The organism is Halorhodospira halophila (genome assembly GCF_016653405.1).
Classification (GTDB): domain Bacteria; phylum Pseudomonadota; class Gammaproteobacteria; order Nitrococcales; family Halorhodospiraceae; genus Halorhodospira; species Halorhodospira halophila_A.
Genome location: NZ_NHSN01000018.1, coordinates 117355 through 143144, shown reverse-complemented (window position 1 = coordinate 143144; position 25790 = coordinate 117355). Strand labels below are relative to the sequence as shown.

At 68.2% G+C, this 25790-nt stretch carries 25 protein-coding genes; 18 read left to right on the top strand and 7 right to left on the bottom strand.

The genetic code is table 11. The features are described from left to right. Window positions 1–2: 2 nt before the first annotated feature. Window positions 3–2087 (bottom strand): EAL domain-containing protein, encoded by a 2085-nt coding sequence (locus CCR79_RS07850; protein WP_201170559.1) that lies wholly within the window; start codon window positions 2085–2087, stop codon window positions 3–5. Window positions 2088–2109: 22 nt separating this feature from the next. Further along, entirely contained in the window at window positions 2110–2964 is an 855-nt protein-coding gene (locus CCR79_RS07845) for a fumarylacetoacetate hydrolase family protein (protein WP_201170556.1), read from the bottom strand. A gap of 112 nt (window positions 2965–3076) precedes the next feature. On the opposite strand from CCR79_RS07845, the gene CCR79_RS07840 reads away from it, so the two are divergent. From CCR79_RS07840 to tilS, 3 genes are all read left to right on the top strand, one after another. Continuing rightward, window positions 3077–3466, top strand: coding sequence for a hypothetical protein (locus CCR79_RS07840; protein ID WP_201170554.1), 390 nt, complete (start codon window positions 3077–3079; stop codon window positions 3464–3466). A gap of 105 nt (window positions 3467–3571) precedes the next feature. After that, window positions 3572–4528 carry an acetyl-CoA carboxylase carboxyltransferase subunit alpha gene (locus CCR79_RS07835; protein WP_201170552.1) on the top strand — a complete coding sequence of 319 codons (957 nt, stop codon included), beginning with the start codon at window positions 3572–3574 and terminating at the stop codon, window positions 4526–4528. Window positions 4529–4533: 5 nt separating this feature from the next. Continuing rightward, entirely contained in the window at window positions 4534–5856 is a 1323-nt protein-coding gene (gene tilS, locus CCR79_RS07830) for a tRNA lysidine(34) synthetase TilS (RefSeq protein WP_201170550.1), read from the top strand. Here the strand turns inward: tilS and CCR79_RS07825 are convergent. Continuing rightward, the gene (locus tag CCR79_RS07825; protein ID WP_201170548.1) at window positions 5838–7820 is read right to left on the bottom strand and encodes a M1 family metallopeptidase; all 1983 of its coding nucleotides are present in this window, start codon (window positions 7818–7820) and stop codon (window positions 5838–5840) included. The two genes, tilS and CCR79_RS07825, sit on opposite strands and share 19 nt — an antisense overlap. 224 nt (window positions 7821–8044) lie before the next feature. Between CCR79_RS07825 and CCR79_RS07820 the strand changes: the two genes are divergently transcribed. From CCR79_RS07820 to truD, 8 genes are all read left to right on the top strand, one after another. Next, on the top strand, window positions 8045–8377 hold the full coding sequence (locus CCR79_RS07820; RefSeq protein ID WP_201170546.1) for a helix-turn-helix domain-containing protein: 333 nt from the start codon (window positions 8045–8047) through the stop codon (window positions 8375–8377). 90 nt (window positions 8378–8467) lie between these two features. Then, the gene (locus CCR79_RS07815) at window positions 8468–10123 is read left to right on the top strand and encodes a CTP synthase (RefSeq protein ID WP_201170544.1); all 1656 of its coding nucleotides are present in this window, start codon (window positions 8468–8470) and stop codon (window positions 10121–10123) included. Beyond that, window positions 10119–10946 carry a 3-deoxy-8-phosphooctulonate synthase gene (gene kdsA, locus CCR79_RS07810; RefSeq protein ID WP_338018475.1) on the top strand — a complete coding sequence of 276 codons (828 nt, stop codon included), beginning with the start codon at window positions 10119–10121 and terminating at the stop codon, window positions 10944–10946. The genes CCR79_RS07815 and kdsA overlap by 5 nt, the downstream gene beginning before the upstream one ends. A gap of 15 nt (window positions 10947–10961) precedes the next feature. Next, window positions 10962–12248, top strand: coding sequence for a phosphopyruvate hydratase (gene eno / locus CCR79_RS07805; protein ID WP_201170540.1), 1287 nt, complete (start codon window positions 10962–10964; stop codon window positions 12246–12248). Window positions 12249–12287: 39 nt separating this feature from the next. Further along, window positions 12288–12560, top strand: coding sequence for a cell division protein FtsB (ftsB, locus tag CCR79_RS07800; protein ID WP_201170538.1), 273 nt, complete (start codon window positions 12288–12290; stop codon window positions 12558–12560). Continuing rightward, window positions 12557–13288: a 2-C-methyl-D-erythritol 4-phosphate cytidylyltransferase gene (gene ispD, locus CCR79_RS07795; protein ID WP_201170535.1), complete on the top strand. Its 732-nt coding sequence runs from the start codon at window positions 12557–12559 to the stop codon at window positions 13286–13288. Before ftsB ends, ispD begins: the two co-directional genes overlap by 4 nt. Beyond that, complete coding sequence (gene ispF / locus CCR79_RS07790; RefSeq protein ID WP_304118001.1) at window positions 13288–13776, top strand: 2-C-methyl-D-erythritol 2,4-cyclodiphosphate synthase; 489 nt, start codon at window positions 13288–13290, stop codon at window positions 13774–13776. The genes ispD and ispF overlap by 1 nt, the downstream gene beginning before the upstream one ends. After that, window positions 13773–14786 (top strand): tRNA pseudouridine(13) synthase TruD, encoded by a 1014-nt coding sequence (gene truD / locus CCR79_RS07785; protein ID WP_207190325.1) that lies wholly within the window; start codon window positions 13773–13775, stop codon window positions 14784–14786. The genes ispF and truD overlap by 4 nt, the downstream gene beginning before the upstream one ends. A 33-nt stretch (window positions 14787–14819) precedes the next feature. Here the strand turns inward: truD and CCR79_RS07780 are convergent, their stop codons facing one another. Further along, window positions 14820–15383, bottom strand: coding sequence for a Smr/MutS family protein (locus CCR79_RS07780; RefSeq protein WP_201170531.1), 564 nt, complete (start codon window positions 15381–15383; stop codon window positions 14820–14822). Window positions 15384–15471: 88 nt separating this feature from the next. Here CCR79_RS07780 and surE point away from each other — a divergent pair, with 88 nt between their 5' ends. The 7 genes from surE (at window position 15472) to CCR79_RS07745 (ending at window position 20842) form a co-directional block, all read left to right on the top strand. After that, a complete protein-coding gene (gene surE, locus CCR79_RS07775) occupies window positions 15472–16227 on the top strand; it encodes a 5'/3'-nucleotidase SurE (RefSeq protein ID WP_201170529.1) in 756 nt (251 codons plus the stop codon). Then, window positions 16227–16889, top strand: a complete 663-nt coding sequence (locus CCR79_RS07770) for a protein-L-isoaspartate(D-aspartate) O-methyltransferase (RefSeq protein WP_201170528.1) — start codon at window positions 16227–16229, stop codon at window positions 16887–16889. The genes surE and CCR79_RS07770 overlap by 1 nt, the downstream gene beginning before the upstream one ends. Continuing rightward, window positions 16890–17471 carry a VTT domain-containing protein gene (locus CCR79_RS07765; protein WP_201170527.1) on the top strand — a complete coding sequence of 194 codons (582 nt, stop codon included), beginning with the start codon at window positions 16890–16892 and terminating at the stop codon, window positions 17469–17471. Between the two features lie 7 nt (window positions 17472–17478). Further along, a complete protein-coding gene (locus CCR79_RS07760; protein ID WP_238641606.1) occupies window positions 17479–18219 on the top strand; it encodes a peptidoglycan DD-metalloendopeptidase family protein in 741 nt (246 codons plus the stop codon). Between the two features lie 252 nt (window positions 18220–18471). Further along, the gene (rpoS, locus tag CCR79_RS07755; protein WP_201170525.1) at window positions 18472–19485 is read left to right on the top strand and encodes an RNA polymerase sigma factor RpoS; all 1014 of its coding nucleotides are present in this window, start codon (window positions 18472–18474) and stop codon (window positions 19483–19485) included. 92 nt (window positions 19486–19577) lie between these two features. After that, the gene (locus CCR79_RS07750; protein WP_201170523.1) at window positions 19578–20444 is read left to right on the top strand and encodes a response regulator; all 867 of its coding nucleotides are present in this window, start codon (window positions 19578–19580) and stop codon (window positions 20442–20444) included. Window positions 20445–20482: 38 nt separating this feature from the next. Continuing rightward, window positions 20483–20842 (top strand): ArsR/SmtB family transcription factor, encoded by a 360-nt coding sequence (locus CCR79_RS07745; protein ID WP_201170521.1) that lies wholly within the window; start codon window positions 20483–20485, stop codon window positions 20840–20842. A gap of 72 nt (window positions 20843–20914) precedes the next feature. Here the strand turns inward: CCR79_RS07745 and CCR79_RS07740 are convergent, their stop codons facing one another. From CCR79_RS07740 to CCR79_RS07730, 3 genes are read right to left on the bottom strand one after another with little or no spacing between them, the layout of a single operon-like run. After that, window positions 20915–22264, bottom strand: coding sequence for a hypothetical protein (locus CCR79_RS07740; RefSeq protein ID WP_201170519.1), 1350 nt, complete (start codon window positions 22262–22264; stop codon window positions 20915–20917). A gap of 6 nt (window positions 22265–22270) precedes the next feature. Further along, window positions 22271–23122: an outer membrane lipoprotein-sorting protein gene (locus CCR79_RS07735; protein WP_201170517.1), complete on the bottom strand. Its 852-nt coding sequence runs from the start codon at window positions 23120–23122 to the stop codon at window positions 22271–22273. Between the two features lie 3 nt (window positions 23123–23125). After that, a complete protein-coding gene (locus tag CCR79_RS07730) occupies window positions 23126–25723 on the bottom strand; it encodes an efflux RND transporter permease subunit (protein WP_201170515.1) in 2598 nt (865 codons plus the stop codon). Between the last annotated feature and the right edge of the window lie 67 nt (window positions 25724–25790).

Below are 25790 nucleotides of genomic sequence, written 5' to 3'. Positions count from 1 at the left end.
ACTCAGGGCGGGTCGTTGGGCGCCTGGGGGCGACAGCAGCGTAGCCGCGGGTGGGGCTCCGGCCGTGCCCAGAGGAATCCCTGGCCGACGCGGCACCCGGCATCGATGAGCTGGTCGCGCTGCTGCAGGGTCTCGACCCCCTCGGCCACCACCTCAAGCCCGAGGACATGGGCGAGCTGCAGGATGGTCTCCACGATGGAGCGGGATTCCGGCGTGGTCTCCATGTCCCAGATGAAGCCGCGGTCGATCTTGACCCGGTTGATGGGCAGGCGCTTGAGGTAGAGCAGGGACGAGTAGCCGGTGCCGAAGTCGTCGATGCTCAGCGACACTCCGGCCCGGCGCAGGGCGGCCAGCCGCTCCAGGGTGCGGGGGCTGAGATCCATGATGGTCGACTCGGTGATCTCCAGCTCCAGGTGCCGTGCCGGCAGGCCGGTCTGCTCCAGCGTACGCAGGACCGTCTTTTCGATGTTGCCGTTGTGGAACTGGGCCCCGGACAGGTTGACGGCGATGCGCCCGAACTCGCGTCCCTGGTCCAGCCAGGTGCGCCCTTGCTGACAGGCCTGGTGGAGGATGTCCTCCCCCAGCGCCGCCATGGTTCCGACCTCCTCGGCGACCGAGATGAAGGCGCCCGGGGCCAGTAGCCCCCGGTCCGGGTGGTGCCAGCGGACCAGGGCTTCGATGCCCACGATCTGACCGGTCTGCAGCTCGACCTGGTGCTGGAAATAGGGGACCAGTTCACCGCGCTGCAGGCCCTGACGCATCTCCTGGGCGAGATCCAGCCGGCGCTGGGCATGTTCAGTCAGCTCCTCGGCGTAGAAGCACGTGGTGTTGCGTCCGTCGGCCTTCGCCTTGTGCAGCGCCGAGTCGGCGTTGCGGACCAGCGCCTCGACGGTCTCGCCGTTGTCCGGATACATGCTGATGCCGATGCTACACCGGCACTGGAACCAGCGGCGGCTGTACTGGAACGGTCGCTCCAGTTCCTGGTGGACGGTCTCAGCGCAGGCGAGAGCGTCCCGGTGGTCGCGGATCTCGGCCAGGCAGATGCTGAACTCGTCGCCACCCAGTCGCGCCAGGGTGTCATCGGCGCCGAGGCGCGCCTGGAGGCGGTGAGCCACCTGGCGGAGGACGCGATCGCCGGCGGTATGACCGAGGCTGTCGTTGACGTCCTTGAAGTGGTCGAGGTCGATGAACAGCACGGCTAGCTGTTCACCGGACTGTCGCGAGCGCTCCAGGGCGCGGGCCATGCGGTCCTTGAACAGCAGGCGATTGGCGAGGCCGGTGAGCGCATCGTGGTAGGCCTGGAACTGCAGCCGCTCCTGGGAACGTTTGAGCTCGGTCAGGTCGCTAAAGACGGCAATGTAGTTGACGACTTCGCCGTAGGCCCCGGTGACACGGCTGATGGTCACCCACTTCGGCTGCAGGGTGCCGTACTTGGAGCGGTCCCAGAGTTCGCCGGACCAGCTACCCTCCCGTTGGATCGACTCCCACATGGCCCGGTAGAAGTCGTCGTTGTGGTGGCCCGACTGCAGGATCCGCGGCGTCAGCCCGATGAGCTCGTCCTCGGTGTAGCCGGTCATTCGCGCGAAGGCGTCGTTGACCTGGAGGATGCGGCTCTCGGCGTCGGTGATCAGGATCCCGTCCCGCGTGGCGGTGAAGACCTTGGCCGACAGCTGCAGGCGTCGTTCCATCTCCTTGCGCCCAGAGATGTCACGCAGCGTGGCGCAGCAGAGGGTCTCGTCCTCCAGGTGCAGCGGGGTGAGCACCACCTCCAGCCAAAGGTGTTCGCCCTGCGGGGTAACGTGCACCCACTCAAAACGTTGGGCGCCCTCGATGAGTGCGGTCTCGAGCAGGTTTTGTGCCCGCTCCGCCGCCGACGATCCGTCCGGCTGGAGTTGCGAGGAGATGGCCTCCGGGCGCAGGCCGATCAGCTGCTGCGGATCCTCCCAGCCCAGCATGCGGGCAGCCGCCGGGTTGCAGGCGATGAAGTGCCCATCGCGCAGGATCAGCATCCCGTCTTCGCTGTGCAGGAAGAGGGTCTGCGTCAGGCTGCTCGAGAGCGCCGGGGCCGGAGTGGTTGGGGGAACCACGTCGTCTTTCACAGGGGTTAGCTCACGGGTCCGGTGCCACGATGCGGTTGCGCAGGGTGCCGAGCCCCTCGACCTCACAGGTGACGATGTCCCCGGCCTGCAGGAAGCGGGGCGGGGTGCGGGCAAAACCGACGCCGGCCGGCGTGCCGGTGGCGATGATATCCCCGGGAACCAGGGTCATGACCCGCGAGAGCGTGGCGATGACCGCGGGGATGGAGAAGACCATCTCGCCGGTATGCGACTGTTGCTGGGTGGTGCCGTTGACCTGACAGGAGAGGGCAAGGCCGTGGGGATCGGGTACCGCGTCGGCGGTGGTGATCCAGGGCCCCATCGGGCAGCTGCCGTCCACCGACTTGCCGAGGAAGAACTGCTTGTGCCGGAATTGCAGGTCACGTGCCGACAGGTCGTTGATCACCGTATAGCCGAAGACATGCTGTAGTGCCTCGCTCTCCGGGATGTGCCGGCCACCCCGGCCGATCACCACGCCGAGCTCCACCTCCCAGTCCAACTCCCGGGTGACGGCTGGGTCGAGGAGGAAGTCCGCGTATGGGCCGGCGACGGTGGTCGTTGCCTTGGTAAAGACCACCGGCGCCTCGGGCAGCGCCAGCTCGTCACCCTTGGCCTGTTGCGACTCTCGGGCGTGGTCGGCGTAGTTCAGGCCCAGGCACATGATGTTGCGGGGTGGCTGCGGCAGCGGAGCCAGGAACGTCAGGGCCTCGGCCGTGACCCGCGGCCAGTCGTAGCCGGCCTCGGGTAAGGTGCCGGCGCACAGGTGTCCGCCCAGATCACCCGCGACGGGTGAGACGGCCCAGCGGTCGCCCTGTTCGTGGATGGCGACCCGGGTGACGCCCTGGTGAACAACGGTGGTGATGCGCATGCTGCCGTTTCCGCCTTGGGGGTTGCGGTCAAGCCTGTCGGCCCCGCATTGTCCCGCATTTGGGGCCGGTCGTCGACGGTGATCGGTCGGATGATGCGGATCGGGGGGCGGCATGCACGATGAAAGTGGCGACAATGCCCTGGAACGGGCGACGCTGGAAGCGGTCCGGCGGATGGCGGCGGCCTTTGCCGATCCGCTGCTCGCCCCGTTGGACGCGGGTGCCGACGGCGTCGCCCAGCGCTACCAAGCGGAAGGGGACGCGCAGGCGGGGACGGAGTATGTGCTGGCGCTGACCAGCGTCGCCGGGTGCCGGGTCGAGGTACGTATCCCGCGAAGCGATCTGCTGGCGCTGGAGGGGTCGGGGGTGGTCCACGCGGTCTACCAGACCCTTGTGCGCGAGTGTGGTGCCCATCTGGCCGAGCGCGAGACGCTGATCGTCACCACCCGAGGACGACCCGGGCCGGGGCAGCTGCTCAGTGTCTACCGGCGCCGCCTTGGTTAGGCCAAGCCGGCGTCCCCACAGGAGTTTCGCTTCTGGTAAGGTACGCCCACGACGCATTTAGCCTGTGGTATCCGCCCGCCCATCGGAGAGGTCAACGGGGAGCTCATGACCAAGAACTTTCTGGATTTCGAGCAGCCGATCGCCGAGCTAGAAGCCAAGATCGAAGAGCTGCGCAACGTCGGCCAGGATTCCGAGGTCAACATTAACGAGGAGATCCAGCGCCTCGAGGCCAAGAGCCGCTCGCTGACGGAGAAGATCTTCTCCTCGCTGAGCGCCTGGCAGATCGTGCAGCTGGCCCGTCATCCCGAGCGCCCCTACTTCTTCGACTACGTTGAGCGGATCTTCACCGATTTCCAGGAGCTTCACGGTGACCGAGCCTATGCCGACGATGCCGCCATCGCCGGTGGCCTGGCGCGCTTCGACGGCCGCCCGGTGATGGTCATCGGGCAGCAGAAGGGGCGGGATACCAAGGAGAAGGTGCGGCGCAATTTCGGCATGCCCCGACCGGAGGGGTATCGCAAGGCGCTTCGGCTGATGCGCATGGCGGAGCGCTTCGGTCTGCCGATCTTTACGTTCATCGATACGCCGGGCGCTTATCCCGGCGTCGGCGCCGAAGAGCGCGGACAGAGTGAGGCCATTGCGCGGAATCTGGCCGAGATGGCACAGCTGCGCGTTCCGGTGATCTGCACCGTGATCGGTGAAGGCGGGTCGGGCGGCGCGCTGGCGATCAGCGTTGGCAATCGACTGCTGATGCTGCGCTACTCGGTGTATTCGGTGATTTCGCCAGAGGGGTGCGCCTCGATCCTGTGGAAGAGTTCCGAGCGGGCCGCGGATGCGGCCGAGGCCATGCAGATGGCGGCCGAGCGGCTGCACGACCTGGGGGTCGTCGATCGCGTGATCCCCGAGCCGCTCGGGGGCGCCCACCGGGACTACGACGCGATGACCGAGAGCGTGCGCGAGGTGCTGCGCGAGGAGTGGGGGCGGGTCGCGCAGATGAGCCCGGATGAGCTCGTGGCCGACCGGCACCGGCGGCTTGCGGGGATCGGTCAGCCCCAGGGGTAACCTGCGTGCTCGACCCCGGGGCGCTGGTGGCGCGGTTGTTGGCCTTGGCCCCCGCGGCCGCGGGCTACCGGGTCGCCTTCAGCGGCGGGCGGGATTCCACGGCACTGCTTCACGCCCTGGCCGAAGGCCGCGATGAGTTGCCAGCGCCGCTGGGTGCAGTCCATATCGATCACGGCCTGCACGCCGGATCGGCCCGCTGGGCGGAGCATTGCCGGGCCGTGTGCCAGCGCCTGGGGGTGGCACTCGAGTGCCGCCGCGTGGATGTGCCTTCCCCCGTCGGTCAGGGCCTGGAGGCCGCCGCCCGGGAGGCGCGCTACCGGGCTTTCAGTGCCCTGGTGGCCCCCGGCGAGTGCCTTGTCTTGGCGCACCACGCCGAGGATCAAGCCGAGACCTTCCTGCTCCGGGCACTGCGCGGGGGGGGGCTGCACGGGCTGTGCGCCATGCCGACAACCCGACCGCTGGGGCGGGGTCGGTTGGCGCGGCCGCTGCTGGAGGTGCCGCGTGCCTCTTTGACGGCCTACCTGCAGGCCCGTGGTGCGGACTGGATCGAGGATCCGGCCAATCGGGATCCTGCCCATGACCGGGTCTATCTGCGCGAGCATGTGCTGCCGGCGTTGGCGGCGCGCTGGCCGGATGCAGCTGGCCGCCTGCAGGCGGGGGTGGCTGCCCTGCAGGCGGATCAGGCCTTGCTGGATGGCTACCTGGACAGCGATCTGGCGGCGGCGCGTGCCGCCGACGGGCGCCCGGCGGTAGCTGAGCTGCTGCGACTGGCGCCGTATCGGCGTCAGGCCGTGCTTCGCCACTGGCTGGTTCGTTCCGGGCACCGTCCGCCGCCGGGCCGGCGGCTGGCCGTCGGCGTGCAGGCGCTACTTGAATCGGGCGAAGGGGCTCAGCCGGAGTTGCGTTGGCCGGACGGGTGCATCCGCCGCTACCGGGGGCGGCTCCACTTGCTGCCCGCCGAGTCGTTGGGCGCGGATCCCGATCCGGAGCCGTGCTCCTGGTTTGGCCGGGGGGCGCTGAGCCTGGCCGGGGGCACGTTGTCAGCGCGGTGGAGCCCGCGGGGTATCGACGGACAACTCCTTGCGCAGGGGGTGACGGTGGTCTTCCGTGCCGCAGTGCTGGATGCGGATGCCCGGCGCAGGCTGCAGCGCCTGTATCAGCGGTTGGGTGTCCCGCCCTGGGAGCGCAGCCGGGTTCCGGTGGTCTTCTCCGGTCATCGCCCGATCGCCGTGCCGGGCTACGGCGTGGCCCCATCGTGCCGGGCCATGCCGGGGGTGCGACTGCTGTGGCAACCGCCTCGTGTCGCGGGTCAGTCGGCGTCCAGCTGATCGGCCAGGGGCAGGCGCAGCCCGTGGCGGTCGGCGGGGTTGTAGAGCCCGGTCTCGGCATCGTGGCCGCTACCGAAGCCGACGTAGCTGTGCCGGCCGTAGCGCGCCAGACGCTGCAGCGCCTCGCGAGCCTCTTCGGCGTCCTCGGCGGCGAGGGCGATCAGCGGTTGTCCGCCCCCGGTGGTGCTGGCCCAGGCGACGGGGGAACGGTCCACCGGCCGGATCCGATCAGTGACGCAGGCCTTGATCGCCTCGAGGTGTTCGCTGACCGCTTCCCTGGGGCCGACGATCAGAAGGGGGCGGTCGCGATCCGGGGCGCCGGGCTCGACCTCGCCGCGCAGCGCCCGCTCGGCGGCTGCTTCCAGGCCGTCCCAGCTAGCGACCAGGGTCACGGACTCGGCCAGCAGGGTGTCGCGCAGGATGGAGACTCCCTCACCGAGGGCCAGCTGGCGGTACAGGTGGTGGTCCGGGTCGGCCTGTAGGTAGCGGGGAGCGGTCTCGCTGGTGAACTCGATCCGGGTTCGCTCCCCCGGTTGCAGGCGGATGTCCCGTTCGTCCAGACGGCCGTGTTCGCCCTTAAGCACGACGGGGACAGAGACCGGGTAGCCGTCCTCATCCCAGGCAATGTCTACCCGGATCCGAAAGCGGTCGTCCCCCTCGTGGGCGACCTCGAGCGTGCGTTCATCCAGTTCCAGATCCGGGGCGCGGGTGGCCGAAAGGAACCACTCGAACAGCGCAGGGACGGTTTCGGCGTCCGCGCCCTCGTCCTCCGCAGCTCCCGCGAAGGCGGTCTCGAGCTCCGACCAGCTGGCCTCCTGGTGGGCGTGCCGGGCGTAGAACCGGCGCACTGCCTGGTCGAAAGCCGCTTCGCCGAGGCTTCGGCGCAGGGTATGGAAGAGTTGGGCGCCGCGCTGGTAGCCGATGATCTCGTCGACCGTCCCCCGGTTGTGCCGGAACTCGCTGAGCGGGTAGTCAGCCGCATCGGGGAGCGCGGCCTGGCTGCGCAGCCAGTCTCCTCGCAGGCGCTGCGCTTGCTCGGTATCCCGCTGCGCGGCCTGGTGGTAATCGCCCATGTAGTAGGTCAGGGCCTCGTTCCAGTTCCCTTCGTCGTAGTCGGTGTAGACACCGCGGCCCCACCAGTTGTGGACGACTTCGTGGGGCAGCGAGGTCTCCGGGATGAAGGGCAGGGGGATGACCTGCTCGCCGAGGGCGGTGAATCCGGCAAAAGCCAGGCCCACGGGGTATGGTGCGGCGACCACCGAGTAGGTCTCGTGCGGTGGCGGGCCGATCCAGTCGCTGTATTCGTCCAGGTAGGCCCCGGTCTTCTCCAGGTAGAGGTCGTGGTGCTCCGCGAGGTGTTCAGGGAAGAACGTGTGGACGGTCCCGTGACGGACGGATCGGCTGCGTTGCTCCCATTCGCCGGCGAACAGGGTGATGCCACGCGCTGGCGCCGGATGGCGGAACTCGACGCGGCGCAGGCCGTCTGAAATGCGCTCATCGACGCGCGTTCCCTCGGCCACCACCTGGAGAGGTTCCGGCACAGTGACGTTCAGCCGGTAGCCCGTACGCCGTTCCGCCGGGCGGGGGTACCAGCCGGCCTCCGCGGCGAGCCAGGCGCCCTCGGGTCGCAGGTGGGCACCCCGGCTTTCCTCGCCGGGTTCGCCGGACCAGCGCAGCCGGGCTTCAGTGGCCTCCCCGGGGCGCAGGATGACCCCCCGTTGGCCCAGTTTCTCCGCGCTACCGGCGTCGAGCGCCACCTCGTCGATGCGGTATCCCGGCCCGACAGCCAGGGAGAATGGTCCCTCGTCCGGAAGTTGCAGAGTCAGGCGCCCCTCGAGCCGGCCATCGTCGGGGTGCAGGCGGACATCCATCTCGGCCTGTGGGTCATCGGGCCACGAGCTGGCAGCCGCCACCGGCAGGGTGGCGAGCAGGGCAGCGGCGAGGATGCGGGCGAGCCTGCACATGCGGGCATCATAGCGCACCCTGGCTGGGCGCGTCGTCCGTGCCGGCTGCCGACGACAAGCAGCGGTTGTCGATGGCAACTGCCTTTTTCGACCGCCCTCCTTAGCCTGCGACGATGGCATGTCATCCTGGATCTGAAGACGCGCGGGCCCAGTTCGCCGAACGACTCCGCCAAGCCCTCCACCGGTGTGGAGTCGGTCCGCGGGAGTATGCCCGGCTGGGTCGTATGGTCGGGGTATCCAAGCAGGCGGCGCGCGGCTGGCTCGAGGGCCAGAACTTCCCCACCCGGGAGCACATCGCCCTTCTCGCCCGGGCGCTGGGCGTGCGCCACGGCTGGCTGGAGTACGGCGAGGGGCCGATGCACCCCGGTGAGGTGCTGGCCGAGTCGGGTGGTGCCGAGTATTCGGCGTCCCGTTTCACTCTCGATGAGGGGGAGGTGCGCCTGATCTCGGTCTATCGTCGGCTCGACGTCACCTCGCGGGCCGCCGTGGACCAACTCATCAACGTCCTGAGCGATTGCTTCGGCTCCGACGAAGGGCCGCGTGGCGGAGACTCCTGAGCCGCCGGGTGCGTTGTGGGCCTACCCCCCTTCTGGTAAGGTTCCGCCATTCCGTTTCCCGGTTCACCCTTCCCTCGGCTGGCTCTGTCCATGACGCGTTATCTATTCATTACCGGTGGCGTGGTTTCCTCCCTGGGCAAGGGCATCTCGGCCGCCTCCCTGGGGACCATCCTCCAGGCGCGCGGCCTGAGCGTGACCCTGATCAAGCTCGACCCGTACATCAATGTCGACCCGGGGACGATGAGCCCTTTCCAGCACGGCGAGGTCTACGTCACTGACGACGGGGCCGAGACGGATCTGGATCTGGGTCACTACGAACGGTTCGTGCGTGCCCCGGTCAGTCGCCGCAACAACTTCACGACGGGCCGGATCTACGAGAGCGTGATCCGCAAGGAGCGCCGTGGGGACTACCTCGGTGGTACTGTGCAGGTCATCCCCCACGTCACCGATGAGATCAAGCGCTGCATCCAGGAGGGTGCCGACGATGTCGACGTCGCGCTGGTCGAGATCGGTGGGACGGTGGGCGATATCGAGTCGCTGCCCTTCCTCGAGGCGATCCGTCAGATGGGTACTGAGCTCGGGCGTGAGCGGTGCCTGTTCATGCATTTGACCCTGGTGCCGTTCATCGGCACCGCCGGGGAGATGAAGACCAAGCCGACGCAGCACTCGGTCAAGGAGCTGCGCTCGATCGGCATCCAGCCGGATATCCTGGTCTGCCGCGCGGCGCACCCGATCCCCGAGGAGGAGCGGCGCAAGATCGCCCTGTTCACCAACGTCGATCCGCGCGCGGTGATCGCGGCGCTGGATGTGCCGAACATCTATCAGATCCCCGAGGAGTTGCATCAGCAGGGGCTGGATCACATCGTCGCCGAGAAGTGGGGCTTGGAGCTGCCGCCGGCGAACCTGGGGGACTGGCACCGGGTCGTGGAAATCATGTCCAACCCGGAGGGCGAGGTGACGGTGGCCATGGTTGGCAAGTACGTCGACCTGACCGACGCCTACATGTCTCTCAACGAGGCTTTGCGTCACGCCGGTATCCAAGCCCGGCAGCGGGTGAATATCCGCTATGTCGACTCGGAGTCCCTGGAGCGCGAGGGGTGCGCGGCACTGGAGGGGGCGGACGCGATCCTAGTGCCGGGTGGCTTCGGGCAGCGTGGTATCGAGGGCAAGATCGAGGCCGTGCGCTATGCTCGGGAGCATCGGGTACCGTACCTCGGCATCTGTCTGGGCATGCAACTGGCAGTCATCGAGTATGCACGGCACCGGGCGGGGCTGGAGAACGCCCACAGCACCGAGTTCATCCGCCACCCGCACCATCCGGTGATCGGTCTGATCACCGAGTGGATGACCGACGACGGTGACCTCGAGCAGCGCGGTGAGGCCGACGACCTGGGCGGCACCATGCGCTTGGGCGGGCAGCCCTGTCGGCTTGGCGCCGGGAGCCTGATCAATCAGGTCTACGGCAAGGATCGGATTGTCGAGCGCCATCGCCACCGTTACGAATTCAACAACCACTACCGTGAGCGCCTGGCCGAAGCGGGCCTGAGCTTCTCGGGGTGGTCCCAGGACGGCCGGCTGGTCGAGGTCGTGGAGCTACCCGACCACCCCTGGTTCATCGGCTGTCAGTTCCATCCGGAATTCACCTCCACGCCCCGGGACGGGCATCCGCTGTTCGCCAGTTTCGTGCGGGCAGCGATGGCCCGTCGCGACGGTACTGCGCAGGCCCTGAATTATGAGCAGCATTGAGCTTTGCGGGTTCCGCGCCGGCCTCGAGCAGCCGCTGTTCCTGATCGCCGGCCCCTGCGTGATCGAGTCCGAGCAGCTGGCGCTGGACAGTGCCCACGAGCTGCGCGAACTCTGCCGCGAACTCGGCGTCCCGCTGATCTACAAGTCGTCCTTTGACAAGGCCAACCGCTCCTCGGCCCAGAGCTATCGCGGCCCCGGCATGGAGGCGGGGCTGCGGGTACTTGAGCGGGTGCGCGGCGAGCTTGGGGTGCCGGTGATCACCGACGTCCACGAGGACACCCCGCTCGACGAGGTCGCCTCCGTGGTCGATGCCCTCCAGACCCCGGCCTTTCTCTGTCGCCAGACCAACTTCATCCAGCGGGTGGCCGCCTGCGGGCTCCCGGTCAACCTGAAGAAAGGGCAGTTCCTCGCCCCCTGGGATATGGCTCACGTCGTCGACAAGGCGCGCGCCACCGGCAATCGGCAGATTCTGGTCTGCGAGCGCGGGGTATCGTTCGGCTACAACAACCTGATCTCCGACATGCGGGCGCTGGCCGTGATGCGTGACACCGAGGCGCCGGTGGTCTTCGACGCCACGCATTCGGTGCAGTTGCCCGGTGGCCAGGGTCACGCCTCGGGCGGCCAGCGGGAGTTCGTTCCCGTGCTCGCGCGGGCCGCGGTGGCTGCCGGCGTGTCGGGGCTGTTCATGGAAACCCATCCGGATCCCGAACGCGCGCTGTCCGACGGCCCGAATGCGTGGCCACTGGAGCGGATGCGCGAACTCCTTGAGACGCTGATCGCCTTGGATCGCGTGGTCAAGGAGCGGGGATTCGCCGAGCAATGAAGGAGCGACTGAATCATGGCGAACATCGAGCGTGTCATCGGCCGCGAGGTACTGGACTCCCGCGGCAACCCCACCGTCGAGGCGGATGTCTGGCTGGATGACGGCAGCTTCGGCCGCGCCGCGGTCCCCTCCGGGGCCTCGACCGGCAGCCGTGAGGCGGTGGAGCTGCGTGACGGCGGAGCGCGCTACAACGGCAAGGGGGTGCGCACCGCGGTGGAGCATGTCAATACCACCATCCGCGAGGCGCTGCAGGGCGTCAGTGCTGACGATCAGGCCGCCCTGGACCGGCAGCTGATCGAGCTTGACGGCAACCCCAACAAGGACCGCCTCGGTGCCAACGCCATCCTCGCCGTGTCCATGGCCGTGGCCCAGGCGGCGGCGCGCAGCCGCGGACTGCCCCTTTACCGCCACCTCCAGCAGGAGGGCTCCTCGGCTCAGTTGCCGGCACCGATGATGAATATCCTCAACGGCGGTGAGCACGCCGACAACAGCGTGGACATCCAGGAGTTCATGATCATGCCCCTCGGGTTCGATCGGTTCTCCGAGGCCCTGCGCTGTGGCGCCGAGATCTTCCACGCCCTGAAGAAGGTCCTCAACGAGCGCGGACTCTCCACGGCCGTCGGCGACGAAGGTGGCTTCGCCCCGGATCTGCCCTCCAACGAGGCGGCGCTGGAGGCCATCATCGAGGCCGTGGAGCGCGCCGGCTATCAGCCTGGTGAGCAGGTGGCCCTGGCTCTCGACGTGGCGAGCTCCGAGCTCCACAGCAACGGCCGCTATCGACTCGCCTCCGAGGGTCGTGACTTCGATGCGGCCTCTTTTGCCGACTACCTGGCGCAGCTCGTCGACCGGTATCCGATCGTCTCCATCGAGGACGGCATGGATGAGTCCGACTGGGACGGCTGGAAGATCCTAACCGAGCGCCTCGGGGACCGGGTGCAGCTGGTGGGCGACGACCTGTTCGTCACCAATCCGCAGATCCTGCGCCAGGGGATCGATCGCGGCATCGCCAACTCGATCCTGATCAAGCTCAATCAGATCGGTACGGTGACCGAGACGCTGGAGGCGATCCGCATGGCCGACGAGGCCGGCTACACTTCGGTGGTTTCCCACCGTTCGGGCGAGACCGAGGATGTGGCGATTGCCGATCTGGCCGTGGCGACGCGGGCGACCCAGATCAAGACCGGTTCGCTGTGCCGCTCGGATCGGGTGGCCAAGTACAACCAGCTGCTGCGCATCGAGCAGGAGCTTGGCGACGATGCCCGTTACGCGGGTCGCGACGCGCTCCGCCCCGAGCAGGGGTAGGCCGGTGACCACCGCGTGGGGCCGTCGCGGGAGGGCGCCATGCGTTGGGTGAACGGGTTGCTCGGCGTGCTGCTGATCCTGCTGCAGGGCCAGCTCTGGTTCGGGCAGGCCAGCATCCCCGGCCTGCTTGAGCTGCGCAGCGCAGTCGCCGCGCAGCAGGCGGAGAACGAGCGGGCCGAGGCGCGCAACGAGGCCCTGGCAGCCGAGGTGGAAAACCTCAAGGAGAGCACGGAGGCCCTCGAGGAGCGGGCACGCTATGAGCTCGGCATGATCCGTCAGGATGAGGTCTTCTACCAGGTCGTGGAGGAGTGATGGCGCGCTACTGGGCGGTGATACCGGCGGCGGGTGTCGGTCGGCGTATGGGGGGCGGGGATGGCCCCAAGCAGTACCGTTCGCTGTTGGGTCGGCCCGTTATCGGCTGGGCCCTGGAGCGCCTGCTCGGGCACCCAAAGGTAGCCGGGGCTGTCGTGGCGCTGGCTGCCGACGACGGCTACTGGAATGCCCTGGGCCTGGCCGACGAGCTGCCGGACAAGCCCGTGCACCGTGTTGATGGAGGCGCCGAGCGGCGCGATTCGGTGCGGGCGGCCCTGGATTACCTAAGCGGGATCGCCGGGCCGGAGGACCGCGTGCTGGTCCACGATGCCGTGCGTCCTTGTCTCAGCGCGGCGGAGCTGGACCGGCTGATCGAGGAGGGTGGCCCGGCCGCCGATGGGGCGCTGCTGGCGACCCCCGTGCGCGATACCCTCAAGCGTGCCGCCGCGGGGTGCGTGGATGCCACCGTCTCTCGGGACGGGCTATGGCAGGCGCAGACGCCGCAGCTTTTCCCGCTGGAGCGTCTTTCCGCGGCACTGGATGCGGCCCTTGCGGCCGGTGTCGCCGTCACCGACGAGGCGCAGGCTGTGGAGTGGCACGGCGGTCACCCGCGTCTGGTGACCGGCGAGGCCGGCAATCTGAAGATCACTCACCAGGCTGACCTGGATCTGGCTGCCGCCGTGCTCGCGGCGCAGCGGGCGGCCACAGAGAGGGAGCGAACGGCGTGATTCGTGTCGGGCAGGGTTTTGATGTTCATCGCTTCGGCGGCAAGGGCGAGGGGTTTCGGCTGGGCGGGGTGGCCATTCCGTACCACAAGCGGCTGGAGGCCCACTCGGACGGCGATGTGCTCTTGCACGCGGTCACCGATGCCCTGCTCGGAGCGTGTGGACTGGGGGATATCGGCCGCCACTTTCCGGACGACGACCCGCGCTGGCGGGATGCGGACAGCACCGGGCTGCTGGCATCGACGCTGCGGTTGGCCGCGGAGGCTGGATGGGTGCCGGTGAACGTTGATGGCACCGTGATTGCCCAGGCCCCCAAGTTGGCCCCCTACATCGATGCCATGCGGCAGGCCACGGCGGATGCCATGGAGCTGGCGCCCGGGGCGGTCAACGTCAAGGCGACCACCAGCGAGCGGCTCGGTTTCACCGGGCGTGGCGAGGGGGTCGCCGCGATGGCCGTTGTCCTGGTGGAATCGGCCCCGGGGCGGGGTTGATCCGGGCCTTCGGCGGTCCCCTGGGTACGGCGCGACTGCGCGCCTGTCCCGAGGACTTCCGGGTGGATGAAATCCTCCCGTTCCGGCCTTCCGGCGGTGGAGAGCACTGCCTGCTCCAGATTCGCAAGAGGGGCTGGACCACCGAGGCGGTCGCCCGGCTGCTGGCATCCCAGGCCGGCGTGGCGCGGGGTGCGGTGAGCTTCGCCGGCCTCAAGGACCGGCACGCGGTCACCACGCAGTGGTTCTCCGTTCACGCGCCGAAGCCATGCCCGGCCCTCGCGCCGGGCTGCCTGGACGACGGCCTGGAGGTCGTCAGCGCCACACGCAATGCCCGCAAGCTGCGGCGCGGAGCGCTCAGCGGCAACCGCTTCAGCCTGCTTATGCGCAACGTGTCCGCGCCGCGCCGGGCGGTGGAGCGGCGGTTGCTGGCCATTGCCCGGTGCGGGGTGCCCAATTATTTCGGCCCGCAGCGGTTCGGGCGCGGGGGCCGCAATCTGCAGCAGGCCCGTGCCTGGCTGCTCGATGGCGAGCCGGTGCGGGGGCGCACCGTGCGGGGGCTGTTGATCTCCGCGGTGCGCTCGGACCTGTTCAATCGTGTGCTGGCGCGGCGAGTGGCGGCGGGTAGCTGGGATGTCGTGCGGCCCGGAGAGCGAGCAGCCCTCGATGGCACCGGCAGTCACTTCCCCGTGGAGGTGCTTGACGCCGCGCTGCGTCGCCGCGTTGTCCAGGGTGATGTCCACCCCACTGGGCCGTTGCCGGGGGTCGAGGGCGACGGGCCGAGAGGCGAGGTGGCCACCCTCGAGTCCGAGGTCCTGTCCGAAGAGCCAGAGCTGCTCGGCGCGCTCGCCCAGCGGGGCGTTCGCGCCGACCGGCGGCCGCTGCGCCTGATGCCTCGGCGGCTGGCCTGGCACTGGCCCGCGCCGGATACCCTCTCGCTTGAGTTCACCCTGACCGCCGGGGCTTACGCCACCACAGTGGTCGCTGAGATCCTCGATACCGCGGAGGAGTGAGGCCCGCGTCCCCGGCGGCCGGGGACGCGGCTCCTAGCCCCGGTTGCGCAGCAGCACGTAGACGGCTCCGGTGCCGCCATCGCTCTCCGGGGCCGAGGCAAAGGCCAGAACGTCGTCGCGGCGCCTCAGCCATTGATCCACCGAAACCTTGAGCACCGGTTGCGGCTGTCGCGAGCCGCGTCCCTTGCCGTGGATGATACGCACGCAACGCAAACCGCGATCAGCGGCGCTCGCTAGGAAGAGCACCAGCTCACGGTAGGCCTCGCGCCGGGTTAGCCCGTGCAGATCCAGCTGGGCCGCCGGCGGGTAGTGCCCCCGGCGTAACTGTCGGATCACGCGTCGCTGGACCCCGGCGCGGTAGTAGAGCAGTTCCTCGCCGGTCTCGACCTCCGCCGGGTCGGGCGGGGGATCGAGCAGGCTCTCGACAACCCGGCGTTCGTCGGCTTCACGCTGGGCAGGGCGGGGCGGCGGGGGAGGCGGTCGCGTATCGGCCCGGTCGTTTTCGTAACGGCGCACGCCGGCCATGGCCCGGCGGAACACGGCCGCCTCGTCCGCCGGGTCGCGGGAGTCGCCGCTGTCGTCTTGCCCGTTGCTCATGCCCAACCCCACGGTGGTGCTCCCCGACACGTTATACTGCCAATCTTGGCGGCAACTGTGTGTTCGAGGCTGCGCCTGCAGGAGCGAGATGTACATTCTGATCAGCAACGATGATGGTTACCAGGCCGAGGGGATCCTGACCCTGGCCGAACGGCTCGGCACCGTGGCGCGGGTGACCGTGATGGCGCCCGAACGGGACCGCAGCGGAGCCAGCAATTCGCTGACGCTTGAGGACCCCATCCGGGTCAATCAGATCGAGCCCCACCGTTACCGGGTCCAGGGAACACCGACCGACTGTGTGCACCTGGCGCTCACCGGGCTGCTGGAGGAGGATCCGGACATGGTCTTCTCCGGCATCAATGCCGGTGCCAATCTGGGCGACGACGTGCTCTACAGCGGCACGGTGGCGGCCGCCATGGAAGGGCGCTACCTGGGGCTGCCGGCGGTGGCCATCTCCCTGGCCGGGACCTGGGCGCCGGTCCACTACGACACGGCGGCGCGGGTGGCCGTCAAGCTGCTCGAGCAGATCCAGGATGATCCGCTGCCGCCGGATAGCATCCTCAACGTCAACGTGCCGGATCTGCCCTGGGATGAGATCCAGGGCTTCCACGCCACTCGGCTCGGCTGCCGCCACCGGGCCGAGCCGGTGATCAAGCAGCACGATCCGCGCGGTCGCACCATCTACTGGGTGGGGCCACCGGGCTCGGAACAGGACGCCGGCCCGGGGACCGACTTCTACGCGGTGCGCAACGGCTTCGTCTCGGTGACGCCGATTCAGGTCGACCTGACCCGGCACCAGGGGCTGGAGCAGGTCCGCGGCTGGCTGGACGGGGTGACCTGGTGATGCGCGAGCGGAATGCAACCGGTATCGGCATGACGTCTCAGCGGACCCGGGACCGGCTGGTGGAAGCGCTGGCCGCCCAGGGGATCCACGATGAACGGGTGCTGGCGGCGCTGCGCGAGGTACCCCGCCACCTCTTCGTGGACGAGGCCCTGGAGAGCCGCGCCTACGAAAACACCCCGCTGCCCATCGGCGAGGGGCAAACCATCTCCCAGCCCTGGGTGGTGGCGCGGATGACGGAACTGCTGCTCGAACAAGGGGTGCCGGAGCGCGTGCTGGAGGTGGGGACCGGCTCGGGGTACCAGGCGGCGGTACTGGCCCGGCTCGTGCCTCGGGTCTACAGCGTCGAGCGTATCGGCTCGCTGTTGCGCAAGGCCCGCGAGCGGCTGCACACCGCCCGCCTGTTCAACTGCCAGCTCCGCCACGGGGACGGCTACGAGGGCTGGCCCGAGTACGCCCCCTACGACGGCATCATCGTGACCGCGGCGCCGGAGGCGCTACCGGAGGCGCTGCTTGAGCAGCTTGCCGACGGGGGACGTCTGGTGGCGCCGATTGGCGGGGCCGGTTACCAGGAGCTGCTGGTGGTGGATCGTCGTGGCGACGAGTACGAGCAGCGTCGGGCGGCCGGGGTCTCTTTCGTGCCGATGCTTGAGGGGCGGATCTGAGTGCGACTGTTCGGACCGCTGTACAGCTGGACGGTACGGTGGGCGGGTCACCGCCGGGCCCCCTGGGCCCTGGGTGGGCTCAGCGTCGCCGAGTCGTCGGTGTTTCCGATCCCGCCGGATGTCTTGCTCGCGCCGATGTCCCTGGCGCGGCCGAACCGGGCGGCGGCCTTCGCCCTGATCGCCACGGTGGGGTCCGTGCTCGGTGGATTGATCGGCTACGCCCTGGGCCACTTCGCCCTCTATCTGGTTGAGCCCTGGATCGCGGCTGCCGACTACGAGCAGGCCTATCGGACGGCGGTGGACTGGTTCCAGGATTGGGGCTTCTGGGTGGTGCTGGTGGCGGGCTTCTCGCCGATCCCCTACAAGGTCTTTACCGTGGCGGCCGGTGCCACCGGGGTTGCCCTGGTTCCGTTTGTGGTCGCGTCGCTGCTCGGGCGTGGGGCACGGTTCTTCCTGGTAGCGGGGCTGGTAGCCTGGGGAGGAGCCCGGCTTGAGCCCTGGCTCCTGCGCCACGTCGAGCGGATCGGCTGGATCAGTGTCGTCCTGCTGCTGCTCGGAATGCTGTGGGTCAAATACGGATAGCCGTCCCATGGTGGGCAACCCGTCGCGAGCGCTGGCCTGGGCACTGATCTTCCTGCTGATGCCCGGGTGCGCGACGCTCTGGGACGGGGACTGGGAAGAGGACGGACACCGTCGTATCTATCTCTACGAGGTGCAGCCAGGCGATACGCTCGGCCGCATCGCCTGGCGGCACGGGCTGCGGGTCGAGCAGCTGCAGCGCTGGAACGAGCTGGCCAACCCGGACGAGATCCAGGCCGGGGCCTACCTGGTGCTCAATCCGCCCAGCGACGAGGGTGCTGCGGGAGGGCACGCAGCGGATACGGCCCCGGGGCAGACCGAGGATACGACCCGGGAGCCGCCCCCGCCGCCGGACGATGCGCCGGACTACGAACTCGGCTGGGTCTGGCCGGCCGACGGTGAAGTGCGGCGCTCCTACGCCACCGACAGCGGTGGCAAGAGTGGCATCCAGATCGGCGGTTCGGAGGGGGACACGGTGCGCGCCGCGGCCGATGGTGAAGTGGTCTACAGTGGCAGCGGTCTGCGTGGTTACGGCAACCTGGTCATCGTCATGCACGATGACCGCTTCTTGTCGGCCTATGGCTACAACCGAGCCCTGAACGTGGCGGAGGGCGAGCGGGTCAGCGGCGGCGACCCCATCGCCGAGATGGGGCGAGCCCCTGGGGCTGATGAGGCCAGCCTGCACTTCGAGATCCGCATCGACGGAGAGGTGGTCGACCCGGAGGATTACCTGCCTGCGCGCGATTTGTGAAAAGGGGTTAACGGTTCACACTTTTCTTGTTGCGCTGGCGATGGTTTGGTAATAACTTAACCATAGGCCGAGTTGATTCCGTTTCAAATAACGATCATCAAAACAAGGGGTTAGGTCTCCTCGGCAAAGGGTTCTTGGGGGCGGTGCGCTAGCACCGGGAGTTGACAAGGAGCCGATCCCCCGTCGGCTGCCCAAGGAGCCGGACTTGGAAGCCCGGCGAGCGGTTCTGCAGAGACCACTGGGAGGTCCGCGATGACCCTCGATACCGCGGTTGGCAGCGTATACCCGTACGCTGATTCGGAGACGGAGCAGGATACCCCGATGACGGAAGACCCCATGGAGCTGATGCAGCCCGGGGGCATGGATGGGGCCAGCGAGCCCGAGCCGGAACGCCGGCCTCGCAGCAGGAATCGATCCAGTGCCGAGTGCCGGACGGCGCTGGACGCCACGCAGCTTTACCTCAACGAGATCGGGCACGCCTCTTTGCTTACCGCCGAGGAAGAGGTCACGTTGGCGCGTCGAGTCCAGCAGGGCGACGCGGCGGCCCGGGCTCGCATGATCGAGAGCAATCTCCGTCTGGTGGTCAAGATCGCCCGGCGCTATATGAACCGCGGGCTCGCCTTCCTCGACCTCATTGAAGAGGGCAACCTGGGGCTGATCCGTGCCGTGGAGAAGTTCGACCCCGAGCGCGGGTTCCGGTTTTCCACCTACGCCACCTGGTGGATCCGGCAGACCATCGAGCGCGGCATCATGAATCAGACCCGCACCATCCGGTTGCCGATCCACGTCATCAAGGAGATCAACCAGTACCTGCGCACCCAGCGGCGGCTGACGCAGACACTGGATCACGAGCCTACGGTCGACGAGATCGCCGAGGCCATGGGCCGCTCAGCGGAGGACGTCCGGCGGATGCGCGGCCTCAACGAGGGGACCACCTCGGTGGATGTCCCCATCGGCAAGGACTCCGACCGGGTGCTGCTCGATGCCATCCCCGACGAGACGCAGAGCGTGCCGGACAGCGCGCTGGAAGATGGCGAGGTTATGCAGCACCTGGAGGACTGGCTCTCGGTCCTCACCGACAAGCAGCGCGCCGTGCTGGAGCGGCGTTTCGGGCTCAACGGACACGAACGCTACACCCTTGAGCAGGTGGGCGCGCAGGTCGGGGTGACGCGCGAGCGGGTCCGTCAGATCCAGATCGATGCCCTGCGGCGCCTGCGTGAACTCATGGAGCGGGATGGCTACTCCCAGGAGGCGGTCTTCGGCTAGCGCGTCAGGCAATCGAGCTGGGACGCGAGGCGTTCTCCTACGGAAAAGGGTCAGGGATTTGATAAGCTGACCTGGCACCCGTAGGAGGCGCCATGGCGAAGAAACTCCACATCCTGGTCGTGGACGACGCGACCTTTACCCGGGATCTGGTGAAAAAGGGGGTCAAGCTCGGCTACCCTGGGTTCGTCGTACACGAGGCCGCCAATGGACGGCAGGCGCAGGCGAAGCTGACCACGGGCGGCTTTGATCTGGTGCTGTGTGACTGGGAGATGCCCGAGGTGAGTGGCCTCGAGGTTCTCGAATGGATGCGCGCCGACGAGAACCTGGCCGAGGTGCCCTTCGTGATGATCACCAGCCGCGGGGACCGGGAGCACGTGGTCCAGGCGGTGGAGCGTGGCGCCACCAACTACATCGTCAAGCCGTTTACCAACGAAAAGCTCTACGAAGTCGTCACCCGTGCACTGACCAAGTCGCTGGGTGTCTCCGCCAAGGCGTTGAAAAAGCTCGGCGGGGGCGAGACCCAGGTGCAGGGCGGCGACTCGGCGGCGGTGCTCGCCGGGGGGCTTTCCGGGGATCTGAATATCGCTGAACGGCTGGAGACCGGTGCCGGCGGTAGCGGCGCCCGCAAGGAACGTGCGGTGCCCCGCGACAAGGTCATCGCCCAAGTGCGCCATTCAGGCGGGACGATCGGCTGCCTGGTCAAGGAGATCGATTTCAACCAGGTCGTGGTGGTCTTCAAGCGCCCCGAGCGCATGCCGACCCTGCTCGAGCAGGCCACCTTCGATTTCACCACCGAGGAGGACGGGCGGACATCCCGGATGAACGCCTACATCCACGCCCTGCAGGCGGGCGAGAAGCGTCAGGACACCGACATCCTGCGCATGACCCTGCGCTTTGTGGATGACGATCCCGAAAAGCAGGATCACCTCGGATACTATTTCAATGTCATTGACGGCTGAGAGCCGCGTTGTATTCGCGAAGCAGTCCGGAGCCGACCATGTCGACGGAAACCGTGCAGCCAGAGATCCAGAGCAGCGCCCCCGATGAGGGCGTGATCCCGGACCCGACGGAGATGGACTCGCGGGCCGCCGAGGCCGCGACCTTCCTCAAGGCCCTGGCCAACGAGCGGAGGTTGATGATCCTCTGCCATCTGGTCGCCGGCGAGCGCTCCGTCGGGGAGCTGGAACAGCTCCTGAAGATGCGCCAGCCGGCGCTATCCCAGCAGCTGGCGCGCCTGCGCGAGGAGGGGATCGTGGCCACCCGGCGCGAGTCGCGAACCATCTACTACCGCCTGGCCAGCCCCGAGACCGAGGCGTTGCTCGAGCGCCTCTACGAACTCTTCTGCCAGCAGTCGTAGAGCACCCCGCAGCCGCCGGCATGGGCCGCCGCGGTTGCGGGGCGGGCCACGCCGGCGAGTGCACGGGAGGGTTCAGAAGCGATAGCGCACCCGGGCGTAGAGGTTGGAATCCCGCTCGAACTGGCCGTAGAAGGTGTGCTCGTTATCGCCACCGAACAGATTCCCGCCCACGGAGTAGGTGAGCGCGTCGGAGGCGCGGTAGCGCACGGACGGACGCAGGTAGTAATCGGCGTCGTCCGGTGAATAGAAGGCGAACAGCGACCAGGTCAGGTTGTCCCGCCACATGCTGTAGGTCAGCCGCGTGGTGACCACCTGGCGGTACTCTTCGGGCAGACGATCAATGTCTCGGTTTTGGTCCTTCCAGGCCGATTCGAGGTCGTCGTGGTCCTGCAGCCACTCCAGGTAGTACTGCAGGCCTACGTCCAGATTGGTGACCGCCTCCCACGTGTAGCCGAGCAGCAGGCGCGCCTCCGAGTTGGGCACGTCGCCGCTGCGCTCCCCGTCGCGGTTGTCCACCGAGTCGTAGTAACCGACCTCGGCGTTGGCGATGCCCGGCCCGATCCGGTCGCGGATGCTGGCGCCGTAGGCGTTGAGCCGGGCGTGGGTGAAACGGTCATTGAGCCGCTGCTCCGGCTGCGGGAAGAAGCCGCGGTAGAAGTACCCGGCCAGCTCGGTGCTGCCGATGCGGTGGGTCAGCCGTGCCGCCAGCTCGCCGTCGTCGGGGAACGTGTCTGGGTCGTCCGCGGCGGGGGATGTTGCCGTTCTCTCGCCGTCTAACGGATTGAAGAAGCTCAGCCGCTCCCCGTCGGGGTAGTCGTCGGGCTCGAAGACCGGGGTCCAGACCAGGTCGAGGGTCACGTTGTCGCCGTACCAGGTGCCGCGTACCGCGTCGGACGGACCCTGCAGATAGTCTTCGTCGCGGCCGGTGAGAAACGAGTTGAAATCCTTGGGGAAGAGGTCGTTGATGAAGAGCAGGTCGCCGGTGCCCCAGGCCAGCACCTGGCGGCCGACGCGCATGTCCAGTCGCTGCCCAAGCGGGAAGGCCACCCGGGCCTCGCGCAGTTCCCCGCGTACCTCCTCGGTGACCTGATCGGCAACGGCGTCGCCGCGGACGCGGAGATCGAAGCGGCGCCAGTCGCCCCGTGCCTCCAGGCGCAGGCGGGCCTCGGCCAGGTTGTAGTCCTTGTCGAGGAGGCGGTTGTCCCGGAGGTGGTGACCGCCGGCGAGCTCCACGAAACCGTCCACTTCAAAGGGCAGCCACTGCTCCTCCTCCTCCTCCCAGGGGTCATCGGCCCACGGGTCGTCGTCCCAGTCGGCGAGGGCCGGTGTGCCGGTCCCGGCCGCCAGGGCCAGGCCGGCCAGCCAGCCGGGCAGGGCGTGGCGTCGGCGGAGACGGACGCTTCTCGCGTGTGCCGGGCTCATCCTCGCTCACCTCCTCAGCCAGTCGCGGGGCGGGTTGCGCAGGCTGCGTTGGGTGAAGACGCTCTCCGGCAGGCCCAGGTCGTACTCCTGGCCGCGGAACTGGACCTCGGTGTGGCCCCCCATGCGCTCGTCCTCGACGCGCATGCGCATCGGTGTCGGGTAGCCGTCGATCTCTTCCACATCGGAGCTCTCGATGCGCCGGTAAACGGTGCCATCGTCGTCCTTGTACTCCGTGGTCAGTGGCAGGTAGGTCTCGCGGTCGATCCACGTGGTGTAGGCCGCGAACTCCACATTCCCGCCATCCCGCGGGGTAGAGCGCACCTTGTAATGGTCGTCGGTGACCTCCACCAGCTCGTGGTCGTCGTCCTCCAGGTGGCGGCCGGAGACGTCCTCGTAGAAGACGTGGGAGCCGACGAAGCTGGTCCGCTTGTCGCCCGGAGCGATGCGCCGCTCCAGGTCCTGATCCGGGAGGTAGAGCCAGCGGTCGTCATCACCGCCGGGGTGTTTCTCCACCAGGAAGACGACGCCGCGGAACTCCGACGGCCGACTGAAGACCACCAGGTACTGCTGATCGCCGCCGTCCTCGACATCCCGGCGCAGGATGGTGAACTGCCGGGTCTGGGTGCGGTCGCGTTCGTCGACGATGCGCATGCGCGCCTCGGACCGGCCGTCCTCGCCGGCGTAGTAGGCGGCGAGGTTGGCCCGCTCGACGATGTCCCCCACCTCCGGCGTCTCCGCGGCTAGGGTGGCGACCCCGGGGAAGGCGAGCAGCAGGGTCGTGAGCAGCGCGTTCCGCCCGCGCCGGCGCGGGTTGCCTGCCGGGACGGAGTCCTTGGGGCTGTGCAGGGTTCGGTCCATGGCTTACACCTCCTGTTGCGGTTGCGCCGGTTGCCGGGCGTGGGGGAAGAAGAGGCCGGGGGCGAAGCTGATGATCGCCGGCAGCGCCAGCAGGGTCACCAGCGCCGAGGCGGCCATGATGCTGGCCAGGAAGGTGCCGACGGTGATGTACGGCACCAGCGGGGCGGCGAGCAGGGGCAGGAAGCCCACGGCGATGACGATGGTGTTGCGGGTGATGGCGCAGGCTGGCTCGCGGAAGACCTGGGTCAGGGCGCTGCGCCACTCGCCGGTCTGCTCCAGGGCCATGCGCAGGCGCTGGATGAAGTGGATGGCGAAGTCCACCGACAACCCGATAGACAGCGACGAGAGCACCGCCACGGGCATGTCGTAGTCCTTGCCCACCAGCCCCATGACCCCGTAGATGAAGGCGATGGTGACCGTCAGCGGGAGCATCGCCAGCAGGCCCAGTGTCAGGGAGCGGAATAGGGCGATCATCATCACCAGCACCACCGCGAAGGCGGAGAGCAGGGCGAAGAGCATCCCCTCGACCATCTCGCCCTGCCAGACCAGATTGATGTAGGTGGCGCCGGCCCAGTCTAGCTCGACGCCTTCCGGCGGCGGCTGGTCGGCGACGAAACGGTCCACGGCCTCGAGCACCCGGGCCATGTCCTGGTTGTCGCCGCTGGGCAGTTGGAGCCAGACGTTGGCCTCGGTGTAGTCCGGGGTCACGAAGCGCCACAGGTCGTGGGGGCGGTGGGAGCCCTGGAAGCTCAGGATCGCCTGGGAGACGCCGCCGGAGGTCCCGGGCAGGCGGTAGTCCTCCGGCTCGCCGCTGATCAGCTCCCGGTTGACGGTACGGACCAGATCGGCCAGCGAGTTCGCCTTGCCGACCACGCCGGCCCCCACGAGGTGCTCCTGCAGATCGACGATCCAGCCCAGGTGCTCCGGGTTCTGGAAGGCACGGGTCTCGGTCCGGGCCGCCTCGACGGCGTCGAGCAGGTCCTCCCAGTGCTCGGCCTCGTCGCGATCCACCTCGAAGAGCAGGTCATCGATCTCGGTGGCCAGTGCCTCCATGCGGTCGCCGATCGGGCCCTCGTCGGTCGTCTCGGCCTGCAGCCGCTCCCAGCGCTCCGCCAGGTCGTATCCCTCGGCTTCGGCCGCCTCGAGGATCGCCTGCGCCTCGGCATCGAGCCGCTCGGCGACCTCCTCGAGGCCGGTCTGGCGCAGCCGGATGTACGCCTCGTAGGTCCCGGCGAATCGGTCATTGAGGACCTCGTCGGCGACACGGATATCGTGGTTGGCCTTGAACCAGCGGGTTGGATTGTCGTTGATCTGGATCTGGGTGATGCCGAAGACCGCGATGGCCACCAAGCCCACCAGTGCGCCGACGATCCAAGCCCGGCCGCGCACGGCCAGGCGGCCGGTGGCGTCGAGCACCGCGCACATGGGGGATCCTTCCGTGTCGTTTTGCTGGCGCCGGACCCGCTCGGCCATGCGGTCCAAGTTCTTGCGCGAGAGGCTACCGACATAGGCCGGGATGAAGGTGAGAGTCAGCACCAGGGCGAGCAGCACACCGAAGCTGATGAAGCCGCCGAAGACCTGCACCGGCGGGATCGGCGTGAACATCAGCGAGGCGAAGCCGACGCCGGTGGTCAGGGCGGTGAACAGCACCGGCTTGTAGAGTCGCTCCATGACGCCGGCCATCACCGCACGGGGGTCATCGCCGGGTCGGTAGCGGTCGGCGAAGTTCGACAGCACGTGGATGGAGGCGACCACGGCGATGGGCATGAGGAAGATGGGGATCATCGAGCTCATGATGTGCACCGTGAACCCGGTGCCGATGAGCAGCCCCATGGTGGCGATGACCGTGGTCAGGGCCAGGAGCATGGGGGCGATGACCAGCGGGATGTTGCGGAAGAAGAAGAGCATCACCAGGAAGATGATCAGCCCGGCCAGCGGTGCCGAGACGGCCATCTGCTGGAACATCTCCACGCCGAAGGTGTCCTGGGCGACGGGCTGGCCGGTAATGTGGAGTTCGTCCTCGACGCCGATCGCCTCGGCCGCGGCGCGGATCTCGCCGGCGATGCGGTGGCTGTGATCCTTGCTCTCGATGGGCACGAATATGCCCGCCGCGGTGCCGTCCTCGGAGGCGAGCGTGCCCTGGTACATGGGCAGCCGCTCCACGGCGGCGCGGATGCGGTCGGCCTCCTCCTGGCTCTCCGGTGGCGCCGGGATCAGCCAGTCGTAGTCGATGGTCCCCGGTGCCGCCTGCTCGACATTGTCCACGGCGGCCATGGAGAGCAGATCACGCCGGACGACGCCGTCGATCTGCTCGATAGCCCGGGTGAGCTGGTAGTGGGCGGCGAGGGAGTCTGGGTTGAAGACACCCTCGGGGTGGTCGTCGTTGACCTGGCCGACGACGATCATGTCGTGAAGGTTGAACTGCTCCTGGACCTGGTCGTGGAGCACGCGGTCGGCCTGATCTGCCGGGAGCATGTTCTCGGGGTCGGTATCGATCTGGATGCGCGGGATCAGGGCGCCCAGGGTGACCACCAGCAGAGCCATCGCCGCGAAGATCCATCGCCGGTGGTCGACGCACCAGCGTGCCAGCCTCTCGCCCATCGGGAACTCCCTTTTCGATCTGCTCGCATTCAAGCGCCATAATATGAGAGTATACGCATATTAGAGT